Raw genomic sequence first — 20,877 nt, 5'->3', positions numbered from 1 at the left:
TCGGATCAAGGCCTCAGAACTGGAAATAGATGAAGGGCGCCACGCCCTCGGGCCGCATCGCCTCGACCAGAAGGATCGCCAGTCCGATGAGGATGCCCAGGGTCGGCGACGGCGCCGTCTTCAGCCGTTCGGCCAGCCCCTCCACCGCGCGCGGCGGCAGTCCGTGCATCGCCAGTCCGCCGACGATCAACGCCAGCACAAAGGGCGTCAACAGGCTGAAGCCCTCGAACCGACCCAGGCCGACCAACATCTGCATCGCCAGATCGAAGGTTTCGGCGCGGAACAGAATCCAGCCCAGACAGACGACGTGGAAGGTGATCAGAACCCCCAGCCAGGTCGGGACGACCTTGCGGTCCTTGACCAACGCGCGCCCTAAACGCTCCACCACCTGCGCCCCGCCGTGCAGGGCGCCCCAGGCCACGAAGGTCCAGGCCGCCCCGTGCCACAACCCGCCCAGCAGCATGGTGATCATCACATTCATGCACGACGACCAAAGCCCTTTGCGCCCCCCGCCCAGCGGCACATACAGATAGTCGCGCAGCCAGCTGGACAGGCTGATGTGCCACCGCCGCCAGAAGGCCTGCATCGAGGCCGCCCGGTACGGCTGGTCGAAGTTGCGCGGGAAGGAATAGCCCAGCAAGGCCGCGACGCCGATGGCCATGTCCGAATAGGCCGAGAAGTCGCAGTAGATCTGAACTGCATAGGCATAGACCGCCGCCGCTATGTCGATTGCCCCATAGGCCGCAGGATCGAAGAAGACCGGATCCACCAGCCGCGTCGCCAGCTCGGACGCGATCACGGCCTTCTTGAACAGGCCCCAGACGATCAGCAGCAGCCCATGGGTCGCCATCTCGCGCGTCAGCCTGGGCACCCGGGCGAACTGGGGCAACAGGTCCGAGGCCCGCACGATGGGTCCAGCCACCAGATGCGGGAAGAAGCTCATCAGCAGCATGACGTCCAGCAGGCTCTCGGCCGGCGCCGTCTTGCCGCGATAGACGTCGACCACATAGCTGACGCCCTGGAAGGTGAAGAAGCTGATCCCCACCGGCAGCACCACCTGCAACAGGGGCAGGTCCCGCTCCCAACCGAATTGGGCAAGCAGATCAACAGCCTGTTCGACGAAGAAGCCGTAATACTTGAAGAAGCCCAGGATGAGCAGATTGGCCGCCACGCCCAGACCCACCCACAGTTTGCGCCGTCCCGCCCGGTCGCTGCGCACGATCAGGGCCGCCACGCCCCAGTTCAGCACGGCCGAGACGATCAGCAGCCCCACGAACCGCCAGTCCCACTGGGCGTAGAAGAACCAGCTGGCGAGCAGCAGGAACAGTTTGCGCCGCCCGTTCTCTCGATCCAGGCTCCAGCTGACCAAATAGACGAACAGGAAGAAGACCGCGAAGGCCAGGGTCGGAAACAGCATCAGTCCGCCTCCCCCTTCGCCGCCTTCCAGCGGTCATAGGCGGCCAGCAGATCGTCGCTCAGCACCCCGCCGATCCACTCCGCCCCCGGGGAAGTGAAATGCACCCGGTCGGGCCGCATATAGGGCTCAGGCGCAGTCGCCAGCCGCTCCGCCGAACAGTCGCCTCCCATGCGTCCGTACCAGTCCCAGAATGCGACGCCCGTCTCGCTCGCGACGCGACGCTGCACGTCCCGGACCACCGCCAGAGATGCGGGCGCGGCCCGCCCGCCGCACCGCCCGCCGATTCCAGCCTTCAAGCCTTCCGGCGCGCCGAGGAGCAGGATCGCGGCGTCGGGGGCGCTCACCCTCAGCTGCGTCAGGGCGCCGTTCAGCCAGGACTCGTAGTCTTCGACGTTGAAGTTCGGCGCGAATCCATCATTGACGCCGAAGGCGACGATGACCAGGTCCGGCCGCCAGGCGTCCAGCTCCAATCGCGTCCAGTCGCCGTTCCTCAGCACCAAATCCTGAATGGTCCCTCCGACGACGCCGAGACTGGACAGCTCCACGCCCGGCCCCTGTCGCGTCAGCCGCACGTCATGGAGCTTCACCCTGCCCGTCGGGCGAATCTCGAGCCGCGTCTGGAGCGTGTCGAAGATCGCGGTTTGACAAACGGGTTGCCAGATTTCGTCGCGGGAACCGGGAAACACCATCGTCCGCAAGCCCGCGCTACCCGTCAGAGCCAGTTCGGCGTCCTTCGGCCAACCCTCTCCGCAGATTTGGACCTTGTCGAAGGCCGCGCTGTTTTCGGCCGCGATGGTCATCACCGCGCCGTCCGCGACGTCCGCCTCGCTGCCTGTGAATCCGACGCCGACCGGCAGACGCCCGCCAGACAACACATCCGTACGCAGCGGCCAATCGGTCGTCGTCACCTCAACCTGCATCGGGGCATAGCCGGCGTAGGGGACGCCCGGCGGCAGAACGCCTCGTCCTCCAACGCCGAACCGGGCCTGCCAGCGCGCGCGCACGGCGCCGGTGATCCGGTCGCCGGCCGTATGGCTGTCGCCGACCTGGAGGATATGGACGGGGCGGTCGCGCGCGCCGGCCTCCGTCGCCTCCAGAGCTTGGAACAGCCCCTCCAGGGCCGCCTCGCCGCACAGGCCGTCCGGACAGATCGAAGACGCGCCCGGCGTCGGCGCCGCGACCGGCCTATAGGCGACAGCGCCCGTTCCGGCCTGCGCTTCCGCCTGCCCCGCCAGTATCAGTATCGCCGCCCCCACGGCCCCCAGGCTCATGATCAGCCGGTGGGCGGGGTGCCGAGCCGGGGATCGGCCGTCTTGACTTCGATCAGGCCGGCGTCGCGCTTCAACCGCTCGGCCACCGGGGCGGCGATCCGAAGATAGCCGGCCATGCTCATGTGGATGCCGTCATTGGCCCGCATCAGCTGGGGCCGCCCGCTGGGGCCGGGCAGATAGGCGGCGTAGTCGCCCGCCGCATCCGCCGTCAGGGCGGACGTCTCGATCAGGGGCACGTTCAGGGCCGCCATCCGCTCGCGCACCACCGCATTGATCACGGCCATCTTGGCGTCGAACCCGGTGCGCTTCATCTTGGGCAGGCCGACCCAATAGACGGCGACGTCATTGGCGCGCAGCAGGCCGACCAGGTCGTCGATCCGCTTGGCGTAGGCGGCCTTCCAGCCCGGCGTGCCGAAGGCGTGGATCACCCCGTCCAGGCTTATGCCCTGGGCGTCGTTCGTGCCGAACAGCACCACCGCCGCATCGACCGGGGTCTCGCGCAGCTGTCGCTCGGTCTTGGCCTGAATGTCCACATAGTCGTAGCGCGACAGGCCGGTGGAGACCTCGCTGAACTTGGTCACGGTTACGCCAGGTTGGTGATTCAGATCGCGATAGAGGGCGGCCCACAAGCCGTCGGCCATGGAATCGCCGAACACCCCCACGCTCAGACGCCCCTGCGCCAGCCGAGCCTTCAAGGGCGTGACCAAGGGCTGAGCGGCCGGCGGCGGCGCGACGGGCGGCGCCGCGATTTCGGGCGAAGGCGCGCGGTTCGCCGGCGGACTGGCCGAGGCGACGGCCGACCCGCCCAGCATCAAGGTGGGATGACGCAGCCAGCCGCGCCCGTCCGGCGTCAGGGCCAGGCCGATCACCACCCCGAGGACCAGCGCCCAGGTCAGTCCGTTTATGCCGACACGCAAAGCGGGGCACCCCTCCGACGAAAGCGGTTACCTATAGCTTAACATGCGCGGGGCGCGCCATGCCGGACTCTTGTCAGGCGAACGGAAGTTTCAGCCGAACCGCCCTTCGGCCCAACGCGCGGCGAAATAGCCGCCGGTCGCCGAGATCGTCGTCAGGACCGTGCCCCACATCAGATCGACGACGGTCAGCTTGGTCTGCCACGCGGCCAGGGTGGCCTGGTTGGTCAGGTCATAGGTGGCGTAGGCGACGAAGCCCAGCACGGCCCCGTTGATCGCCGCCTTGGTCCAGCTTCCCTCTTTCAAGGCGGGGGCGATGGCCAGGAAGACGGTCCCGGCGATCGAGATCAGATAGAAGAGCACGGCCGCCCTCATGTCCGGCTTCTCGGCCAGGATGGGTCCCAGCACCGGCTTGTAGAAGCGGTTGGTCATGGTGGTCAGCCAGACAGCGTCGATCACCGCGAAGGTGATCCCGGCGCCCAGATAGGCGAAGACATATTTGATCACGACAACCTCCTCAGACGGGTTTTCAGGCCGGTTTCAGGCGATAGTGGCTGACCGCCCAGGTGCGGCCGCCGTCATTGCCGAACAGACCGGCGGTCGCCAGGTAGAAGCGCCGCCACCGCCGGGTCCAAAGCTTGGCGTCCGCCCCATAGGTCTCGCGCATCAGCACGGCGACCCGCCCGGCGTTGTGGTCCATATTGGCCAGCCAGTGATTGGCGGTGCGGGCGTAATGGCCGCCGTTCCAGGTCCACTCCTGCTCGACCGCGAACAGGTCGGGAAACTGCCGGATCAGGCCGCGACTGGGCATGATGCCGCCGGTGAAGAAATGCTGGGCGATGAAGTCGCCGCTGTCGGTGTGATCGAACCGATAGGGGGCGTCCCGGTGGGTGAAGACGTGGATGAACATCCGCCCGTCAGGCTTCAGCCAGGACCGGGCCTTGGTCAGCAAGGCGCGCCAGTTGGCCATGTGCTCGAACATCTCGACCGAGACGATCCGGTCGAACCGCTGGTCGGTGTCGAACCGGTTCATGTCCTGGGTGACGACCGTCAGATTGGTCAGCCCCCGCGCCCTCGCCTCGCCTTCGATATGTTTGCGCTGGCCGTGGCTGTTCGACACCGCCGTAATCCGCGCTCGAGGATAGGTCTCGGCCATCCACAGCGACAGCGAGCCCCAGCCGCAGCCCATCTCAAGGATGGTCTGCCCGTCCGCCAGATCGGCGTGGGCGCAGGTCTCCAGCAGGGCCGCGACCTCGGCCTGGTCCAGGGTCTCCGTTCCCGTCGGATACAGGCAGCACGAATATTTCAGCCGCTCGCCCAGGCACAGGCGGAAAAACTCGGGCGGCAGTTCATAATGCTGCCGGTTCGCCGCATCCGCATATTCCGCGATCGCCCGCTCGGCCATCTCGCGCGCAAAGCCCGCCGGATCGTGAGGGCCGTCGCGATCCAGCCGCCGACGCGCCTCCGTCACCAGACTGTCGATCGCCGGCCGGGTCACGAAGTCCGGAAACGGCGCGTCCTGCAACTGGCGAATGGCGACATTGGTCAGGTTCATCGACGGCTCTGATGCGGCGGTTGCGGCGGTCTCCACAGGCATACGCCCGGTCGGTCCGCACGGATGCCGCCTCGGCCCTTGCCGCCTCTCATCCGCTTCCCATCTGTCCCCAGGCGGCCTTTGGGGGAGGCCAATCGGACAGTCCGGACACTTCGGACACTGTTTTTTGCGGGCCGTCGCGCAGCCGCGACATCCCCGGCTTGCCCTGTCGTCCGCGCCGGGTTAGGCGTGGCCCAACACGCCGATATTCATCAGGCGATGAAAAGAGGGAGAGCGATGGGTAAGATCTACGCTGACGTCACATCCGCGCTGGAGGGCCTGACCTTCGACGGCATGACCGTCATGTCCGGCGGCTTCGGCCTGTGCGGCATCCCCGAGAACCTGATCGCCGCCCTGCGCGACAGCGGCGTCAAGGGGCTGACGGTCATCTCCAACAACGCCGGGGTCGACGGCTTCGGCCTGGGCCAGCTGCTCGCCACCCGCCAGATCGCCAAGATGATCAGTTCTTACGTCGGCGAGAACAAGGAGTTCGAGCGCCAGTATCTGGCCGGCGAGCTGGAGCTGGAGTTCAACCCCCAAGGCACCCTGGCCGAACGCATCCGCGCCGGCGGCGCCGGCATCCCCGCCTTCTTCACCGCCACCGGCGTCGGCACCCTGGTCGCCGAGGGCAAGGAAGTCAGGAACTTCAACGGCCGCGACTACGTGATGGAGACCGGCCTGGTCGCCGACCTGTCCATCGTCAAGGCCTGGAAGGCCGACGAGCGCGGCAACCTGGTCTTCCGCAAGACCGCCCGCAACTTCAACCCAATGATGGCCACCGCCGGCAAGGTCACGGTCGTCGAGGTCGAGGAGATCGTCCCTGTCGGCTCCCTCGATCCCGACCAAATCCACACGCCGGGCGTCTACGTCGACCGCCTGGTCCAGACCGTGTCCGAGAAGCGCATCGAACAGCGCACCGTCCGGCAGAGGGAGGCCGTCTGATGCCCCGCACCCGCGAACAACTGGCCGAACGCGCCGCCCAGGAGCTGCAGGACGGCTTCTACGTGAACCTGGGCATCGGCATTCCGACCCTGGTCGCCAACTACATCCCCGCAGGCATGACCGTGACCCTCCAGTCCGAAAACGGCATGCTGGGCATGGGCCCCTTCCCCTACGAGGGCGACGAGGATCCCGACCTGATCAACGCCGGGAAGCAGACGATCACCGAGATCCCCGAGTCCTCCTACTTCTCCAGCGCCGACAGCTTCGCCATGATCCGCGGCGGCCATATCAACCTGTCCATCCTGGGCGCCATGGAGGTGGCTCAGAATGGGGACATCGCCAACTGGATGATCCCCGGCAAGCTGGTGAAGGGCATGGGCGGCGCCATGGACCTGGTCGCAGGCGTCAAGCGCGTGGTCGTGGTCATGGAACACGCCAACAAGCACGGCCAGTCCAAGGTGCTGAAATCCTGCACCCTTCCCCTCACCGGAACGGGCGTGGTCAGCCGCATCATCACCGACCTGGCCACCTTCGACGTCAAGCCGGACGGCGCGGGGTTGGAGCTGATCGAGCTGGCCGAGGGCGTCACCCTGGACGAGGTCGCCGCCAAGACCGAGGCGGCCTATACTGTCTCCGAGGCGCTGAAGGCGGGCTGACCTGGCCCCCGCAACTGCCCGGAGGCCAGCGCCGTGGATGAACTGGAACCCCAGGCCCCCCGCCTGTCCCTGGCGGCCCTCTTCCTGAAGTTCCTGGGTTTCGGCCTACTGGCCTTCGGCGGGCCCGTGGCCCAGATCGCCATGATCCGTCGCGACCTGGTCGAGCGCGAGCGCTGGATGTCCAGCGCCCGTTTCAACCGTTTGCTGGCCGTCATGCAGGCCCTGCCGGGGCCGGAGGCGCACGAACTGTGCGTCCACATGGGGATGACGGCGCGGGGCCGTCTCGGCGGCCTGCTGGCGGGCCTGGGATTCATGGTGCCCGGCTTCCTCCTGATGCTGGCGGCGGCCTGGGCCTATCAGCGGCTGGTCGCCGACAGCGCCGCCTGGGCCGGCCCGCTCCTGGGCATGCAGATCGTGGTCCTGGCCCTGATCGTCTGGGCCGTGCGGCGGATCGGGCGTCATGTGCTGGAGGATCGGCAGCTGTGGCTGGTTGCGAGCTTCGCCTGCGCCGCCAGCCTGATCGGCGCCCCCTTCTGGGTCCCCCTGATCGCCGGGGGGCTGATCTACGCCTTCGGCGGCCGCCCCTGGGTTGCGGCAGGCCTGGCCGTCGCCGCCGTCGTTCTGGCCGTTGTCCTGCGCGGCGACGGGGCCTTCTCTACACCTCTGATCCAGCCGACCGGCGCGCCGGCGGAAAGCCTGGACCTCTTCCTGGCGGGACTGAAGGGCGGCCTGCTGACCTTCGGCGGCGCCTATACCGCCATTCCCTATCTGCGCGCCGACACGGTGGGGCGGGGCTGGGTCTCGGACGGCGCCTTCCTGGACGGGGTGGCGATCGCCGGGGTCCTGCCCGCTCCCTTGGTCATCTTCGGAACCTTCGTCGGCTATCTGGCGGGCGGCTGGGCCGGGGCCCTGGCGGTGACGGCGGGGATGTTCCTGCCCGCCTTCGCCTTTTCGATGATCCTGTTCGAACGACTGGAGGCGGTGGTCGACCACCCGCCCCTGCACCGCGCCCTCGCCGGGGTGGCGGCGGCGGTGACCGGCGTCATCGCCGCCACGGCCGTCCAGTTGCTCTGGTCCACCGCCCACCGCGCCCCGTCCCTGTGGGGCGCGGGCCTGCTGTTCCTCGCGGCCCTGTTGGCGGCCCTGTTCGCCAAGGGGCGCTGGGCGGCGCCGGTCCTCGTCGTCTCGGGCGCCTTGGGCGGCCGGCTGCTCTTCGGCTGAAGCCCGGCCTCAGCGCGCCGAGCGGATGGTCCAGTCGGCGATCTGGGTGTTGATGTCGCGCGTCGCCGTATCGAAGGCGGCGACGATGGCCGAGACCCGGTTCTCGCTCGCCGGCTGGGTCACGGTGAAGACCCGTTCGACCGAACGTCCCTCTTCCGGCCGGATGGCGCCCTCGCCCCGGCGCTCAGGCGTCGAGCGAAGCTGGGCCCTGGCCGTGATGACCACGTCCGGGGTCGCCCCCAGCGCGGCGTAGCGCGCCTCGAAGGTCGTCACCGTGACCTGCAACACGAGCGGCGGCGTACCCGGCTCGCGTCGGCCCAGCACGCGGATCTGGTCGGCCCGATTGGCGAAGGCCGCCTTCAGACTGTCGTCGAACAGGGTCGAGGCCGGCGACACCCAGCGCGCCCCGCCGATATAGGCGGTCTCGGTGCCCGTCACGCCGAGGATGCGGTCGTCGCTGCTGGCCTCCGGGAACTCAATGCGCCGGATCGACACCGACAGGGGCGCCGGCGTGTCGCCCTCCGCGGACGGCGCATCCATGGGCAGACCGAACCGATACAGTTGCACCGGGTCCGGCGTGGACAGCAGCGAACAGCCGCTCAGCGAGACCACGACGCCGGCGACGGCGCCCAGTTGAACCAGGGAACGGATCACGGCTGCACCTCCAGCTCTTTCGATTGCGGTTTCCCGATGAAGTCTCGCGGGCTGGCGCGGACGTCGTCGATCAGGGCCTGAAGCGACCGGGTCGCCTCCTGCAGTTCCTCGATGGTTCCGCTCAGCTGCGGCAGGCTGGAGGTGGCGAAGTCGCCCAGAGGCCGCTCCAGTCCGGTTATCGAGCGATTGGCCGAGGCGATGGCGACCCGCGCCTCCGCCGTGGCCTGGTTGATGTTGGCAATGGCTTCGCGGCCGTCGGTATTGACGACGGCGCGCATGTCGGCGCCCAGCCCCTGGTATTCCAGTATGGTGGCGTTGGCGTTCTTCACCGCCTCCTCCAGCTCGGCGAAGATGGCCTTGCGCGCCTCCAGCTCGGTCGTCAGGGCCTCGACGTTTTTCACACTGGTCGAGAAGCTGCGGATATTGTCGTCGGACATGACCCGGTTGATCCGGTTCAGCGCGTCCACCGTCTGGGCCAGGACCGTGCCGGACCCGCTCAGCAGCTCGGCGATCGGCGACGGCTGGCTTTGCAGCACCGGCACCACATTGTCCGGATACTGGTCCTTCAGCAGGGCGCTGTTGGGCGAGCCGGCGGTGATCTGGATATAGTTCAGGCCGGTGATCCCCTGCGGCTCAAGCTGGGCGCGCGAGGTCACGCGCACCGGGGTGGAGGCGTCAACCCGCACCCGCGCGATCACCTGGTCGCCGCGCTTGGTGTCGATGTTCAGGTCCGTCACTTCGCCGACGCGGATGCCGTTGAAATGCACCTCGCCCCCTTCCGACAGGCCGTTGACCGGCCCGTAGAAGACGATGTCGTACAGGTCATAGTCGCTGTTGAACTGCAGCCGGGCCAGCCAGATGGTGAACACCGCCAGGGCCGCCAGAAGGGCGACGGTGGCGATGCCGACGGCCGCGTAGTGTGCGTCTCTTTCCATACCTGGCTCTCCTCAAGCCGCCTTTGTGGCCGCGCGACCGCGCGGCCCCAGGAAGTATTCCTTGATCCACGGGTGGTCGGAGCCTTCCAGCTCTTTCACCGTGGCCTTTTCGACGACCCGCTTGTCCGCCAGCACCGCCACCTTGTCGCAGATGGCGTACAGGCTATCGAGGTCGTGTGTGATCATGAAGACGGACAGCCCCAGGTCGTCCGACAGCTGACGGATCAGTTCGTCGAAGGCTGCGGCCCCGATCGGGTCCAGGCCCGCCGTCGGCTCGTCCAGAAAGACCAGTTCGGGGTCAAGAGCCAGGGCTCGCGCCAGACCGGCCCGCTTCTTCATCCCGCCCGACAGTTCGGCGGGCTTCAGGTGATGGTGTTCGGGCTTCAGCCCCACCATGGCGATCTTCAGCTCGGCCAGCTCATAGATGACGGCCTTGGGCAGTTTGGTGTGTTCGACCAGGGGGGAGGCGACGTTCTCCAGCACGCTCAGCGACGAAAACAGCGCCCCCTGCTGGAACAGAATGCCGGTCCTGCGCTCGATGTCGGCCGCCTCATCGCTGGTCAGGGTGGCGCGGTCGTAACCCAGCACCTTGACCGACCCGCCCTCGGGCTCCTTCAGGCCGATGATGGTGTTCAGCAGCACCGTCTTGCCCGCCCCGGACCCGCCGACCACGCCCAGCACCTCGCCGCGTTCCAGATCGAGGTCCAGATTCTCATGAATGGTCCGCTCGCCGAACTGGCTCAGCAGCCCGCGCACCTCGATCAGGGTCTCGGTCTTGGCTTGGGGAGCGTCGGTCATATGTCCAGCTCCAGGAAGATCAGGGCGAAGACCGCGTCCAGCAGGATGATGGCGAAAATCGCCTGCACCACAGCCGCCGTCACCCGCCGCCCCAGGCTTTCGACGTCCCCCGCCACCGACATGCCCTGGCGGCAGCCGATGGCCGCGATCACCAGGGCGAAGACCGGCGCCTTCACCAGACCGACCATCATGTGCTGGGCCATGCTGCCGTCCTCGACCAGACGCTGGAAGAAGAAGGCCGGCCCAAGGTTCAGCGAACTCCAGCAGACGATCAGCCCGCCGATCAGGCCGCCGATCATGCCCGTGAAGGTCAGCAGCGGCAGCATCAGCACCAGGGCCGCCAAGCGCGGCACCACCAGGGCCTGAAACGGATTGACGCCCATCACCTGCATGGCGTCGACCTCCTGGTTCATCCGCATCGAGCCGATCTCGGCCGCAAAGGCGGAGGCCGACCGCCCGGCCAGCAGGACCGAGGCGATCACCACGGCGAACTCGCGGAACATGGCCACGCCGATCAGCTGCACCGCGAACACCTGCGCCCCGAAGTCGGTCAGCAGGTCCACGCCGATGAAGGCCACCACCGCGCCGATGAAGAAGTTCGTCACCATGACGATCGGAATGGCGTCCAGCCCGGCCCGCTCGCCCTGGCTGACCCAGGCGGGCCAGCGGATGCCGCCCGGATGTTTGGCGGCCTCGACCACCGCCGCCATCAACCGACCCAGGAAGGCCAGGGACAGCATGGCCTCCTGACCGAAGTCGTCAACGCCCCGCCCGATCTTGGCGAAGCTGCGGGTGAAGGCGTTGGGTCTCTGAGGCGGCGGCTGACTCTTGCGCTCCAGCGCCTCGATCATCGTGTAGATGCGCCCGGCCTCGGGTCGGTCCGCCCAGGCCGATTTCGGCACGCCGTGCTGCGAAGCCTTCACCAGGGCCAGGGCGCCGGCCGTATCGAACCGGCCCAGGTCGCGGGTGTCCAGGCTCTCGATCTTCCGCCCGTTCAGATCCTTGTCCAGTCGCTGCGGCAGCCGCCCTAGGGCCGTCGTCGTCCAGTCGCCGACGAGACGAAGCTTCGCCGCGCCGCCGCCCGCATCCGTGATTTCGTAATCGGTCTGGCTCATCGCGCCCCGGCAGTCAGAAAGGCCTTCGAACGCTCCCAAGCCGCGCAAGGAACAGCCGAAATCCCGCCTCGGCTAATGGTGAAGCCTTGGACCTTAGTCAACGTGCGATGACATTGGCGCCGTGCTTTCCCCGTGCACTGTGTCGAACCTGCGCGCCTCATCACCCCTCCAGCCGCCACGCTGGCGGCGTGTTAAAACGCCGCCGACCCGGTTTGGTTCTAGGACCGGCTTATAAGCCGACTCGCGGCGATCAGATCATCGACGAATCCGCGACGCGCCTCCGCCCGCGAATCCGCATCCGGCAGGCGAAGCAGATAAGAGGGGTGAACGGTGACCATGCCGGCCGAACCGTCCTCCAGAGTCAGGGCCTGCCCCCGCTCCTTCGTCACGGCCGGCTTGCGACCCAGAACCGCCAGTCCCGCCGTCGCCCCAAGGGCCAGCACCAGCTTGGGACGGATCAGGCGACGCTCGGCGTCCAGCCACCAGCGGCAGGCCTGGACCTCGCCCGCGTTCGGGGTCTTGTGCAGCCTTCGCTTGCCGCGCGGCTCATGCTTGAAGTGTTTGACCGCATTGGTGACGTAGACGTCGGCGCGTTCGATCCCCGCCTCTTCCAGGGCGGCGTCCAGCACCCCGCCGGCGGGGCCGACGAAGGGCTGGCCGGCCAGATCCTCCTGATCCCCCGGCTGTTCGCCCACGATCATCAGCCGCGCGCCCCTGGGGCCCTCGCCGCAGACCCCCTGGGTGGCGTCGCGATACAGGGGACAGCGGCGACAGGCCTGCACCCCGCGCTCGACCTCGCTCAGATCATCGGGAACCGCATCCGCTGTGGGCCGCCCGGCGTGCAGATCCGGCGCGATGGCCCGGGAGAAACGGGCGTTGGGTTCGGGAGCGGGCTTGGCGACCATGACATCGGTGCGAACCGACGACGCCGCCACCAGTTCCGGGATCAGCGCCGCCTCGGGCAGGTTCTTCCAGTATCCCTTGGCCATTTCTCCCTTCATCGCCTTCACCTTCAGCCGGGCGGGATTGAAGGTCGAGGCGTAGTAGGTCTTCCAGAATTCCTCGATCTCGTCCTCGGCCGGGGCCATGTCGCGGGTGGCCGGCGGGCCGAAGGCCAGTTGCTCCCCGTCCCAAAACGCCGAGCCGTCGGGCGTCAGGATCGACCAGCGCATGGTCGGGAACCGGCGCTGGAAGAAGGGGGCGGTCTTCTCCAGCACCCGATGCGGCGGCTCGAACCAGGCGACCCAGGCTTCGCCCCGCGCATCCTCGACCTGCCGGAACCGGACGAAGGCCTTCATCTTGTGCGAGGCCCGGCTGACGGTCTTGGCCCGCTCCATCGCCTCGGCCACGTCCCGGTCGGAGATCATCTTCATCAGATCGGGCTCGTCCCGCAGCCGCCACAGCAGACGGTACAAGAGATCGAACCGGTCGGCGGACCGATGCAGGATGACGTCGCGCGCCAGGTCGACGAAGGCGGCGGGAACCGAGAACTCAGATTCCGCCCGTTCGCGATTCCCCAAATCCGTCATCCTCGGGCTTGTCCCGAGGATCCATACTCCCGGTGTCGCCAGCGTGCCCCCCCTCTTCGTCACGGCGTACGGATTCTCGCCACAAGGGTGAGGATGACGAAGTGTGGGGGGCGAGTGAGAAAAACGAGCTGGCTCGTCGAACAAGCCGCCCTGCCCCGACGCCGCCGCCCCCTCGACCACGAACCGCGCCGCCGCCGGCTCCACTCCCGCCAGCCGCATTTCGCGCGCCGCCGTCCGCCACCCGTCGAAGTCCGTTTCGGACGCCAAGACCGCAGTCCGCATCAGAACAGGCTCAACTGTTGCGGCGCCCGCGTCGATACGCGCGCCTTCAGATCCGCCGCATCGGTCAGCCTGCCCGGAGTCCAGTCCAGCGCGGTGATCCAGGGCCGGACCTTGCCCACCGATCGGGTCAGTCGCCCGACGTCCTCCAGCCTCAGCGTCCGATACCGCCGCACCGACACGATCCGGTCCACCGCCTTCACCCCCAGGCCCGGCACCCGCAGCAGCATCTCGCGCGGCGCCCGGTTCACATCGACGGGAAACTGCTCACGCCGGTTCAACGCCCAGGCCAGTTTCGGATCGACCGCCAGATCCAGCATTCCGCCCGCCGTCCCCTCCCCGATCTCGGGGGCGGAAAAGCCATAGAAGCGCATCAGCCAGTCCGCCTGGTACAGCCGATGCTCGCGCATCAGCGGCGGCTTCGACAGCGGCAGGACCGAGCTGGCGTCGGGGATCGGACTGAAGGCCGAATAATAGACCCGCCTCAAACCATAGCCGCCGTAGAGCGAGGCGCTCCGGTCCAGGATCTCGGTGTCCGGCGCCCCGTCCGCGCCGACGATCAGCTGAGTGCTCTGACCGCCGGGTGCGAACTTCGGCGGCTTGATCTTGTCGCGCTTGCCCGGCTTGGCCGCCTCGACGCCCAGCCGCACCTGTCCCATCGCCTTCTTGATGACCGCGACGTCCTTCTGGGGCGCCAGCCGCGCCAGGGCCTCGTCGCGCGGCAGTTCGATATTGGCCGACAGTCGGTCGGCGTACAGCCCCGCCATCTCCACCAGCTTCGGGTCGGCCTCGGGGATCAGCTTCAGATGGATATAGCCGCGGAAGTCGTGGACCTCTCTCAAGGTCTTAGCCGCCAGGACCAGCTGTTCCATCGTATAGTCGCTGTTGCGAATGACCCCCGACGACAGGAACAGCCCTTCGATATAGTTCCGGCGATAGAAGTTCAGCGTCAGGTCCACCACCTCGTCCACGCTGAACCGCGCCCGCTCCACATTCGACGAGGCCCGGTTGATGCAATAGGCGCAGTCGTAGATGCAGAAATTGGTCAGCAGTATCTTCAGCAGGCTGACGCAGCGCCCGTCCGGCGTATAGGCGTGGCAGATTCCCATGCCCTCGGTCGACCCTATCCCCCTGCCGCTGACCGAATCCCGCTTCGACGTCCCCGACGACGAGCAGGAGGCGTCGTACTTGGCCGCATCTGCAAGGATCGACAGCTTCTTTCGGAGATCGAGACGCGCCATATGTTCATGATACGTTCCAATCGGCGACGCCGTCCAGCGTGGCTTTAAATCTATTTTGGGGAAGGCTTAACGGAGCAGGTCAAGCAGGGAGGTGCTGCGCAGCGTGTTGATCACCTGGGCCGACGCCTGTATCGCGACCTGCGCCATCTGCAGATCAGTGACCGCCTGGGCCGGATCATAGCCCGTCTTGTCGTTCATCAGCTTTTCCAAGGCGATCTTCTGCGACTCATGGGCGTCCAGCGCGGACTTGACCTGGTTCTGAACCAGTCCGTTCTTCGCGGTCTGGTTGGTGACTTCCGTATTGGCGGCGTCCAGAGCCTTCAGCGTCGCCTTCAAAAAGGCCTCTACCTCAGCGGTCGGCTTGCCGGTGATCGAACCCGGCGCGGCGGGGGTGTAGGTCACGCCGTCTATGACGACAGCATTGCCGTTCTGGTAGGATTGGATGGTGCGAAACACGTCCGTCAGACCGCCGCCCAGCTCGCTGGCCACAAAGCCCGTCTCGACCAAGGTGTTCTCGTCGATGCGCGACTTCTGTTTCAGGGTGTCATTGGCGAAGGTCGAGGCCGTGGAGGGAGCGGCGGCCAGATCCGCCATGGTGGAGGCGGTCGCTGGAGCGTCGTCGCTGTTGCCGCCGCCGAACAGATAGCTGCCCTGATGCTGAGCGTTCAGCCCGCCTTGGATGGTCTGATAGTGCAGTTGCAGCTCGGTCATCAGATTGGTCACGCCGCCGGCCGCCAGGGAGTTGGCGATGGCTTCGCGCGCGCCGGCGCCGCCTTCGTAGATCCGCCCCATGGCCAGGTCCTGCGCGTCCAGCCGCGCCGCCGCGCTCTGGCCTGCGCCGATGAAGCCCTCCAGCCGTTCCTGGGTCGCGGTCAGGGTCGTCAACTGCTCGGCGCTGCGGCCGTAGCCCGCCATGTCGGTGGCGATCTTTTCGCTGGCGATCCGCTCCTGGGCCTGCTGGGCCCGGCTCTGGGCGCTCATCAGGTTCAACAGGGCCGACTGATAGCCCGCATGAGTGGCGACACGTGTCATCTCAGGATCCCGATCAAGGTGTCGTACATGTCCTTGCTCGCCTGGATCAGGCGGGCGGAGGCGTTATAGGCCTGCTGGAAGGTGGTCATATTGACCAGTTCCTCGTCCATGTTCACGGCCTCGGCGGAGGATCTGCGGCTTTCGGCCTCCTTCGCCAGGGCCTCGGCCGTCTCGCTGCGGGTCTTGGCCGCAGACGCCTTGGCGCCGATGTCGCCGGCGAAATCGGCGGCATAGGCCGAAACCGTCTTGGTCGCGGCGCCCATACCGCCGGCGGCGGCGAAGTTGACGTTCTTCTTGCCGGCGTCGGCCAGCGCCAGGCCGCCGCGCCCGTCGTTCTTGCTCAGCGCAGCCGTGCCCGCCGCCGCTGACAGATTGAACTGGGACAGGGCCAGTTTGCCCGGATCCTGCTGAATGTCGCTGCGCACTGAATATGCGCCGGCGCGGGTCGCCCCGGTCCCGCCCAGGCCGAACAGCTGCGACATCGACAGGCCCGACGGCGCCTGGGTGGTGGCGTCCTTGACGATGCTCATCGTCGTGCCGCCGTCATAGGCCCTGAAGCTGAGCGCGCCGGCGGCGTCCAGGCTGAAAGCGCCGTAGCGTCCCATGCCGGTGACCGGATCGTTCAGGGCGGTCAGCAGCTCACCCATCGTGCCCGTCCCGGCGGGCACAGCCACGGTGACGTCGCGCAGACGCGATCCCGTCTCGCTGCCGATGCGGAAGGTCAGGCTCTCGCCGGGGTCGAAGCCGTGTTGCGAGGCCAGGGTCAGACCCGTCTCATAGAAGGTGGGCGTGGTCGTGCTGACCAGATCGTTCAGGCCGAACCAGTGGGAAAAGCCGCGCCCGCCCTTGGCGCTCGGCGTCGTCGCGTCGTCGGCGACGGCCACGCCGTTCCCGCCCGGCCCTTCCAGCCTCAGACGGCCGTCCGAGAAGGTGGCGGTGGCCGTTCCGCCCAGCTGGGCGTTCAAGGTCGCCAGGAAGGTGGACGGATCAGCCGCGACCCCGTTGATGGTCATGGTGGCGCCGGAGAAGACGATCGTCGCCGACCCCTGCACCACCCCGGCGCTGTTCACGGCGGAGATGGTGGTGCTGCCGGTGAAACCGGTCAATGCATTCTCAAGCGACTGTCCGGTGTTGCGCCCGTTCAGACTGGCCGGCGCCGGCACGCTGCTGTGGGCGTTGTGCGCGCGGTTCATCTCATCGGCCAGCTTCGCCGTCAGCTCGCCCAGCCGCGCCGCGGCCTTGGGCGCATCGGTGTCGCGCAGATCGATCAGTCCGCGAATCTCACCCGACGACACCCCGTCCAGCAGCGGCCAGCGCGTGCCGTTGGGCTCGGTGATCATGATGTCGGCGAAGGCGGTCGTGGCGTCGACCGTGCCCGCCGCTTGATAGGATAGGGTGGCGTGACCATCGCCGACCAGGGTCATGCCCGTGCCCGTCCGCACCGTCACGCCGCCGTTCGGCCGCTGCTCGATCTTGACGTCCATATATTTGGACAGCTCGTTGATCAGCGTCTGTTGCGCGTTCTGAGCGCCGGTGACGTCCTGATTGATGATCGACCCGGCCGAGATCGTCTTGTTCAGCGTATCGATCTGTTCCAGTAGCGGATTCACCGTCTCGATCGCGCTTTGCAGCCGCCCGTCCGCCTCCTGCCGCGCCGACTGGATCTGGGCGGCGATGCCGGCGGCCTCATTGAACAGAGCTTGGGTCTTATAGACGGTGTCCTGACGCGCCGCCGAGGACGTGGCGCTTTCCGCCAGGGTGGCGTAGCTGGCGAACAGTTTGTCGATGTCGGCGAAGAAGCCGCCGTTGCCGCTGGGGTCGCCGAACTGGGTCTGGATCTGATCGTAAAGCTCGTAGCGAACGGTCTCGCGCGCCGCATCCGACTTGGCGGCCATGCCTGCGGCCTGAAGGAAGCGATCCGTCGCCAGCCGAACGCGCGCGGCGTCGACGCCAGCGCCGCGCCCCTGGGTTACCGCCGAAGTCTGATCGACGACTTTCCGCACATAGCCGGCGGTGTTGACGTTGGCGATATTGTCCGACGTGACCCGCAGCTGGGCCTGGGCGGTCTGCAGGCCCGACGTCGCAATATTCATGATGGACGTCAGCGACATGGACGCATCCCCTCCGCCTCGTGCGACCCGGCGCCCGGCAGCCCCTGCCCCGTCGCGCGCAAATCTTGCCTGGCGACGCATTGTCGACGCCCAGGGAGAGCGTTGTTTTCAAACGACATAGCTGACAGCACAGACTTCATGGTGAAGATGCGGCGCAAGGGTCAGGCCAGACTGCGGCTGTGTCGGCGGCGCCGACCGGGCGCGCCGTAAGCTTGCAGCGCCCTCACGGCGATCGGCGCCGGGCAAAAAGGGGCGAAAGCACGGCAAGAAAGGCCCAGGCTGATGAGCGACACGAGCAGGGCGAGCGCGATTTTTCCTTACAAAACAAGGAATTACGAACTGGCCTGAGGCTTGCGACGGGCTGACGGAATCACCAGGCGCAGCAGGCGCCGCCCCATCTGAAAGCCGCCTGCGCCCTCATGCCGTCTGCATCCGCCCTGTTCGCCGCCCCGCTTCCGGTTTCGACCGGAGCGCCAGAGGCTGCGTCCGGCGCTGTGACCGACGAAACCGCTGGGCTGTTCTCTTCGAAATTGGGGGACGTGCTTCAGGCCGTGGGCAAGACCGAGGCGACGCCCGTCGAACCGGCCCACCGTGCGGCGACGCTTCTGTCCTTGGTGGTCGTCATGGCGGAAGAACAGGACGCGGCGCAGACCGCTGACCCTGTCGTCGAGACGGCGACCGCTCAGCCCGGCCCCGTGGTCGCCGAGGCATCAGGCGGTACGCCCGCGCCCGTCTTGCCTGAAGCCTCCGTCGAGCCCGCGTCCGACACGGAAGCGGCGCTCGCGGCTCCGCCGATTGCGCCGGTTGCGCCGGCGCCGATTGCCCCGCCGCCTGTGGTCCTTCAGCCCGGCGACACGGCCGAGATCAGCGTCGATCAAGCGACCGTCTCAGCCGAACCGGCGGCGTCCTTGGTCTCTTTCCCGTCGATCTCAAACAAAGAAGAGGCGGCTGCAACTGGCGACGTAAGCGGCGAGACCGCCGGCACGGCAGCCGGGCCAGAGGACGCGTCCACGCCAATGACGACCGCCCCGCAGTCGGCGACCCAGGCCGCGCCCGCTGCGCCGGTCCAATCGACGATCGCTCACATCGCATTGAAGGCCGAGCCTGAAACAGCGCCGACTGCCGCGATGGAAACCGTCTCCGTCACGAAGACGCCTTCGTCCGATAAGCGCGAGACGTCGTCAGACGTCGCCGCGGCCCTGAAGGCGGCCGCCTCTATCGAACATGGCGCGACGATGAAGCCGACGCCGGACCTCGCCTCCAGCTCTTCCTCGCCCCCGCCCCTCGAGGCCAAGGTCGCAGAACAGCCTACGGTTACGGGGGCCAAGGTCGCTCAAGAGGCCAAGCCTCAATCGCCCGCGACGCCCTCCGTCCAGAGCCTCGCTCCAGACCTTGGGGCGAAACCCGACATCGACCCGACCCGACTGGACGTCAAGGTCACGGTTCGCCCGGCGATCACGCCTGCGCCTGCAGTAGCGCCGGCGTCGCCCGCGGCTCCGATCGTCGCGTCCGTCCTGACGGCGGCCGATGCCCTGGAGGCGATCGCAGCGATCGAAACGGCGGCCGTCCCCGCCGAAGAGCAGACGGCGCAGACGTCCGTGAACGCCGCGACGCCTGCGACCGCCGAGGCGGCGTCCCGAGACAGCCTCGCCAAGGCCGGCTCCACGTCACCGCAGCCGACGCCGCAACCGGCGCCTCAGCGTCGTCCGGCGGCAGAGTCGTCTCCCACGCCGGCCTCGGCCGAGGCGCTCCCGGCCGGCTCGTTGTCTAACGCCGACACGGCTGCGGCCTCAGCCCTGGCCGCGCCGGCGGCGCCATCCTCGCCTTCGTCCTCGGCTCAGACCGCGGCTCCCGCTGCTGCGGCGTCGGCCGAGGCCGCCGTTCCGTCGGCTCCTCCCGCCCCCTCCGATGCGGCGACGCCGATCGAAGGACACAAGACGGCCCACGCTGCGGAGACCCTCGCAGGATCGGGTCCGGCGCCGTCCGCCTCCGCCCTCTCGCACGCCACCATCGAAACCACGGCCCATCTGGCCGCCCAGATGGCGCGCAAGCTGGAAGGCCGCTCGACGCGGTTCGACATGGTTCTGACGCCCGAGGATCTGGGGCGGGTCGACGTCAGCCTCGAGATCGGCTCCGACGGCCAACTTGCGGCTCGACTGGCGTTCGACAATCCCGCCGCCGCCGCCGAACTGCGCGGCCGGGCCGATGAACTGCGTCGCCAGCTTCAGGACGCCGGTTTCCAACTGTCGAACGACTCCCTCGACTTTACTCAGCGCGATTCCTCGTCCGGCGGCGGCTTTGAGCGTCAGCACCAGCAACGCCAGGCCCTATTCACCGGCGCCGCCCGGCTGACCGCCGAGACCGATCTCCCCGTCTCGCCGCCTCCGGGCGCCTGGACCAACCATTCCCAGACGCGCGACCGCGTCGATGTGAGGGTCTGACACATGGCCACCGCGATTTCTTCCGTCGACGCCCAAGGCCGCCTGAACAGCGGCAAGGCGATGATGGCCTCGAACTTCGAGACCTTTCTGACCCTGCTGACCACCCAGATGAAGAACCAGGACCCGCTGTCGCCGCTGGATTCCAATGAGTTCACGGCCCAGCTGACCCAGATGGCGGGCGTCGAGCAGCAACTGCTGACCAACGACCTGCTGAAAAGCCTGGTCGCCGCCCAGACGGGGGGCGGCCTGGACAACGCCGCCAACTATATTGGCAAACAGGTGACCGCCGCCTGGACCGCCACCACCCTGGACGAAGGCAAGGCGACTTGGAGCTACGAACTGGCCTCCAACGCCGAGAGCGCGAAGCTGCAGGTCGTCGACAGCGCCGGCAAGGTCGTCTGGGAAGGCGACGCCCCGAACAAGACGACGGGCCTGCACGACTTCGTCTGGGACGGCAAGACGACCCAGGGCGATCAGCTGGACGACGGCGGTGTCTACACCCTGAAGGTCAGCGCCACCAACGAGGCGGGCGCCGCCGTCGAAAGCCAGGCCCTGATCCGCGGTCGCGTCACCGGCGTCGAGATGTACGACGGCGCCCCCTATCTGGTGATCGGCGATTCCATCCTTCCGCTTTCGACCGTGATTTCGCTGAACGAGATCACGGATCGCGCAGACAATGACGATACGGAGAAGCCGGACGTCCCGACCGAGGAGGCGGCCGCATGAT

General features: G+C 67.6%; 18 protein-coding genes. 5 read left to right on the top strand and 13 right to left on the bottom strand.

Going from position 1 to position 20,877, the window contains the following annotated elements:
• Positions 1–13 precede the first annotated feature (13 nt).
• The 5 genes from BSP_RS07735 to BSP_RS07715 form a co-directional block, all read right to left on the bottom strand.
• The gene (locus tag BSP_RS07735; protein ID WP_152949841.1) at positions 14–1,417 is read right to left on the bottom strand and encodes an MBOAT family protein; all 1,404 of its coding nucleotides are present in this window, start codon (positions 1,415–1,417) and stop codon (positions 14–16) included.
• Positions 1,417–2,688 carry a GDSL-type esterase/lipase family protein gene (locus BSP_RS07730; protein WP_152949840.1) on the bottom strand — a complete coding sequence of 424 codons (1,272 nt, stop codon included), beginning with the start codon at positions 2,686–2,688 and terminating at the stop codon, positions 1,417–1,419. The genes BSP_RS07735 and BSP_RS07730 overlap by 1 nt, the downstream gene beginning before the upstream one ends.
• Before the next feature lie 2 nt (positions 2,689–2,690).
• On the bottom strand, positions 2,691–3,605 hold the full coding sequence (locus tag BSP_RS07725; protein ID WP_152949839.1) for a DUF459 domain-containing protein: 915 nt from the start codon (positions 3,603–3,605) through the stop codon (positions 2,691–2,693).
• Positions 3,606–3,695: 90 nt separating this feature from the next.
• Positions 3,696–4,109, bottom strand: a complete 414-nt coding sequence (locus BSP_RS07720; RefSeq protein WP_152949838.1) for a DUF2177 family protein — start codon at positions 4,107–4,109, stop codon at positions 3,696–3,698.
• A gap of 22 nt (positions 4,110–4,131) precedes the next feature.
• The gene (locus BSP_RS07715) at positions 4,132–5,157 is read right to left on the bottom strand and encodes a cyclopropane-fatty-acyl-phospholipid synthase family protein (protein ID WP_152949837.1); all 1,026 of its coding nucleotides are present in this window, start codon (positions 5,155–5,157) and stop codon (positions 4,132–4,134) included.
• Between the two features lie 276 nt (positions 5,158–5,433).
• Between BSP_RS07715 and BSP_RS07710 the strand changes: the two genes are divergently transcribed.
• The 3 genes from BSP_RS07710 to chrA are packed head-to-tail and all read left to right on the top strand — an operon-like array spanning position 5,434 to position 8,015.
• Positions 5,434–6,138, top strand: coding sequence for a CoA transferase subunit A (locus tag BSP_RS07710; RefSeq protein WP_054765232.1), 705 nt, complete (start codon positions 5,434–5,436; stop codon positions 6,136–6,138).
• On the top strand, positions 6,138–6,794 hold the full coding sequence (locus tag BSP_RS07705) for a 3-oxoacid CoA-transferase subunit B (protein ID WP_054765231.1): 657 nt from the start codon (positions 6,138–6,140) through the stop codon (positions 6,792–6,794). The genes BSP_RS07710 and BSP_RS07705 overlap by 1 nt, the downstream gene beginning before the upstream one ends.
• A gap of 33 nt (positions 6,795–6,827) precedes the next feature.
• Positions 6,828–8,015 (top strand): chromate efflux transporter, encoded by a 1,188-nt coding sequence (gene chrA / locus BSP_RS07700; protein ID WP_227976083.1) that lies wholly within the window; start codon positions 6,828–6,830, stop codon positions 8,013–8,015.
• A gap of 9 nt (positions 8,016–8,024) precedes the next feature.
• Here the strand turns inward: chrA and BSP_RS07695 are convergent, their stop codons facing one another.
• The 8 genes from BSP_RS07695 to flgK all read right to left on the bottom strand — a co-directional run bounded on the left by BSP_RS07695 (position 8,025) and on the right by flgK (position 17,709).
• On the bottom strand, positions 8,025–8,669 hold the full coding sequence (locus BSP_RS07695; RefSeq protein WP_054765230.1) for an ABC-type transport auxiliary lipoprotein family protein: 645 nt from the start codon (positions 8,667–8,669) through the stop codon (positions 8,025–8,027).
• On the bottom strand, positions 8,666–9,604 hold the full coding sequence (locus BSP_RS07690) for an MlaD family protein (protein WP_054765229.1): 939 nt from the start codon (positions 9,602–9,604) through the stop codon (positions 8,666–8,668). The genes BSP_RS07695 and BSP_RS07690 overlap by 4 nt, the downstream gene beginning before the upstream one ends.
• A gap of 12 nt (positions 9,605–9,616) precedes the next feature.
• Positions 9,617–10,402, bottom strand: a complete 786-nt coding sequence (locus BSP_RS07685) for an ABC transporter ATP-binding protein (protein ID WP_152949836.1) — start codon at positions 10,400–10,402, stop codon at positions 9,617–9,619.
• A complete protein-coding gene (locus BSP_RS07680) occupies positions 10,399–11,517 on the bottom strand; it encodes an ABC transporter permease (RefSeq protein ID WP_152949835.1) in 1,119 nt (372 codons plus the stop codon). Before BSP_RS07680 ends, BSP_RS07685 begins: the two co-directional genes overlap by 4 nt.
• Before the next feature lie 218 nt (positions 11,518–11,735).
• Positions 11,736–13,328, bottom strand: coding sequence for a UdgX family uracil-DNA binding protein (locus BSP_RS07675; protein WP_370513380.1), 1,593 nt, complete (start codon positions 13,326–13,328; stop codon positions 11,736–11,738).
• On the bottom strand, positions 13,328–14,566 hold the full coding sequence (locus BSP_RS07670; RefSeq protein ID WP_152949833.1) for a putative DNA modification/repair radical SAM protein: 1,239 nt from the start codon (positions 14,564–14,566) through the stop codon (positions 13,328–13,330). The genes BSP_RS07675 and BSP_RS07670 overlap by 1 nt, the downstream gene beginning before the upstream one ends.
• Before the next feature lie 66 nt (positions 14,567–14,632).
• Positions 14,633–15,598, bottom strand: a complete 966-nt coding sequence (locus tag BSP_RS07665; RefSeq protein WP_152949832.1) for a flagellin — start codon at positions 15,596–15,598, stop codon at positions 14,633–14,635.
• Entirely contained in the window at positions 15,595–17,709 is a 2,115-nt protein-coding gene (gene flgK, locus BSP_RS07660; RefSeq protein ID WP_152949831.1) for a flagellar hook-associated protein FlgK, read from the bottom strand. Before flgK ends, BSP_RS07665 begins: the two co-directional genes overlap by 4 nt.
• A gap of 419 nt (positions 17,710–18,128) precedes the next feature.
• Between flgK and BSP_RS16355 the strand changes: the two genes are divergently transcribed.
• A complete protein-coding gene (locus tag BSP_RS16355) occupies positions 18,129–20,150 on the top strand; it encodes a flagellar hook-length control protein FliK (protein WP_227976082.1) in 2,022 nt (673 codons plus the stop codon).
• 3 nt (positions 20,151–20,153) lie between these two features.
• The gene (locus BSP_RS07650) at positions 20,154–20,876 is read left to right on the top strand and encodes a flagellar hook assembly protein FlgD (RefSeq protein ID WP_054765222.1); all 723 of its coding nucleotides are present in this window, start codon (positions 20,154–20,156) and stop codon (positions 20,874–20,876) included.
• Position 20,877: the final 1 nt, after the last annotated feature.

The sequence above is a fragment of the Brevundimonas sp. Bb-A genome, from assembly GCF_009394735.1.
GTDB classification, from domain to species: Bacteria; Pseudomonadota; Alphaproteobacteria; order Caulobacterales; family Caulobacteraceae; genus Brevundimonas; species Brevundimonas aurantiaca.
Note: the sequence above shows the minus strand (reverse complement) of the source record. Positions and strands in the feature narration are given on the sequence as shown.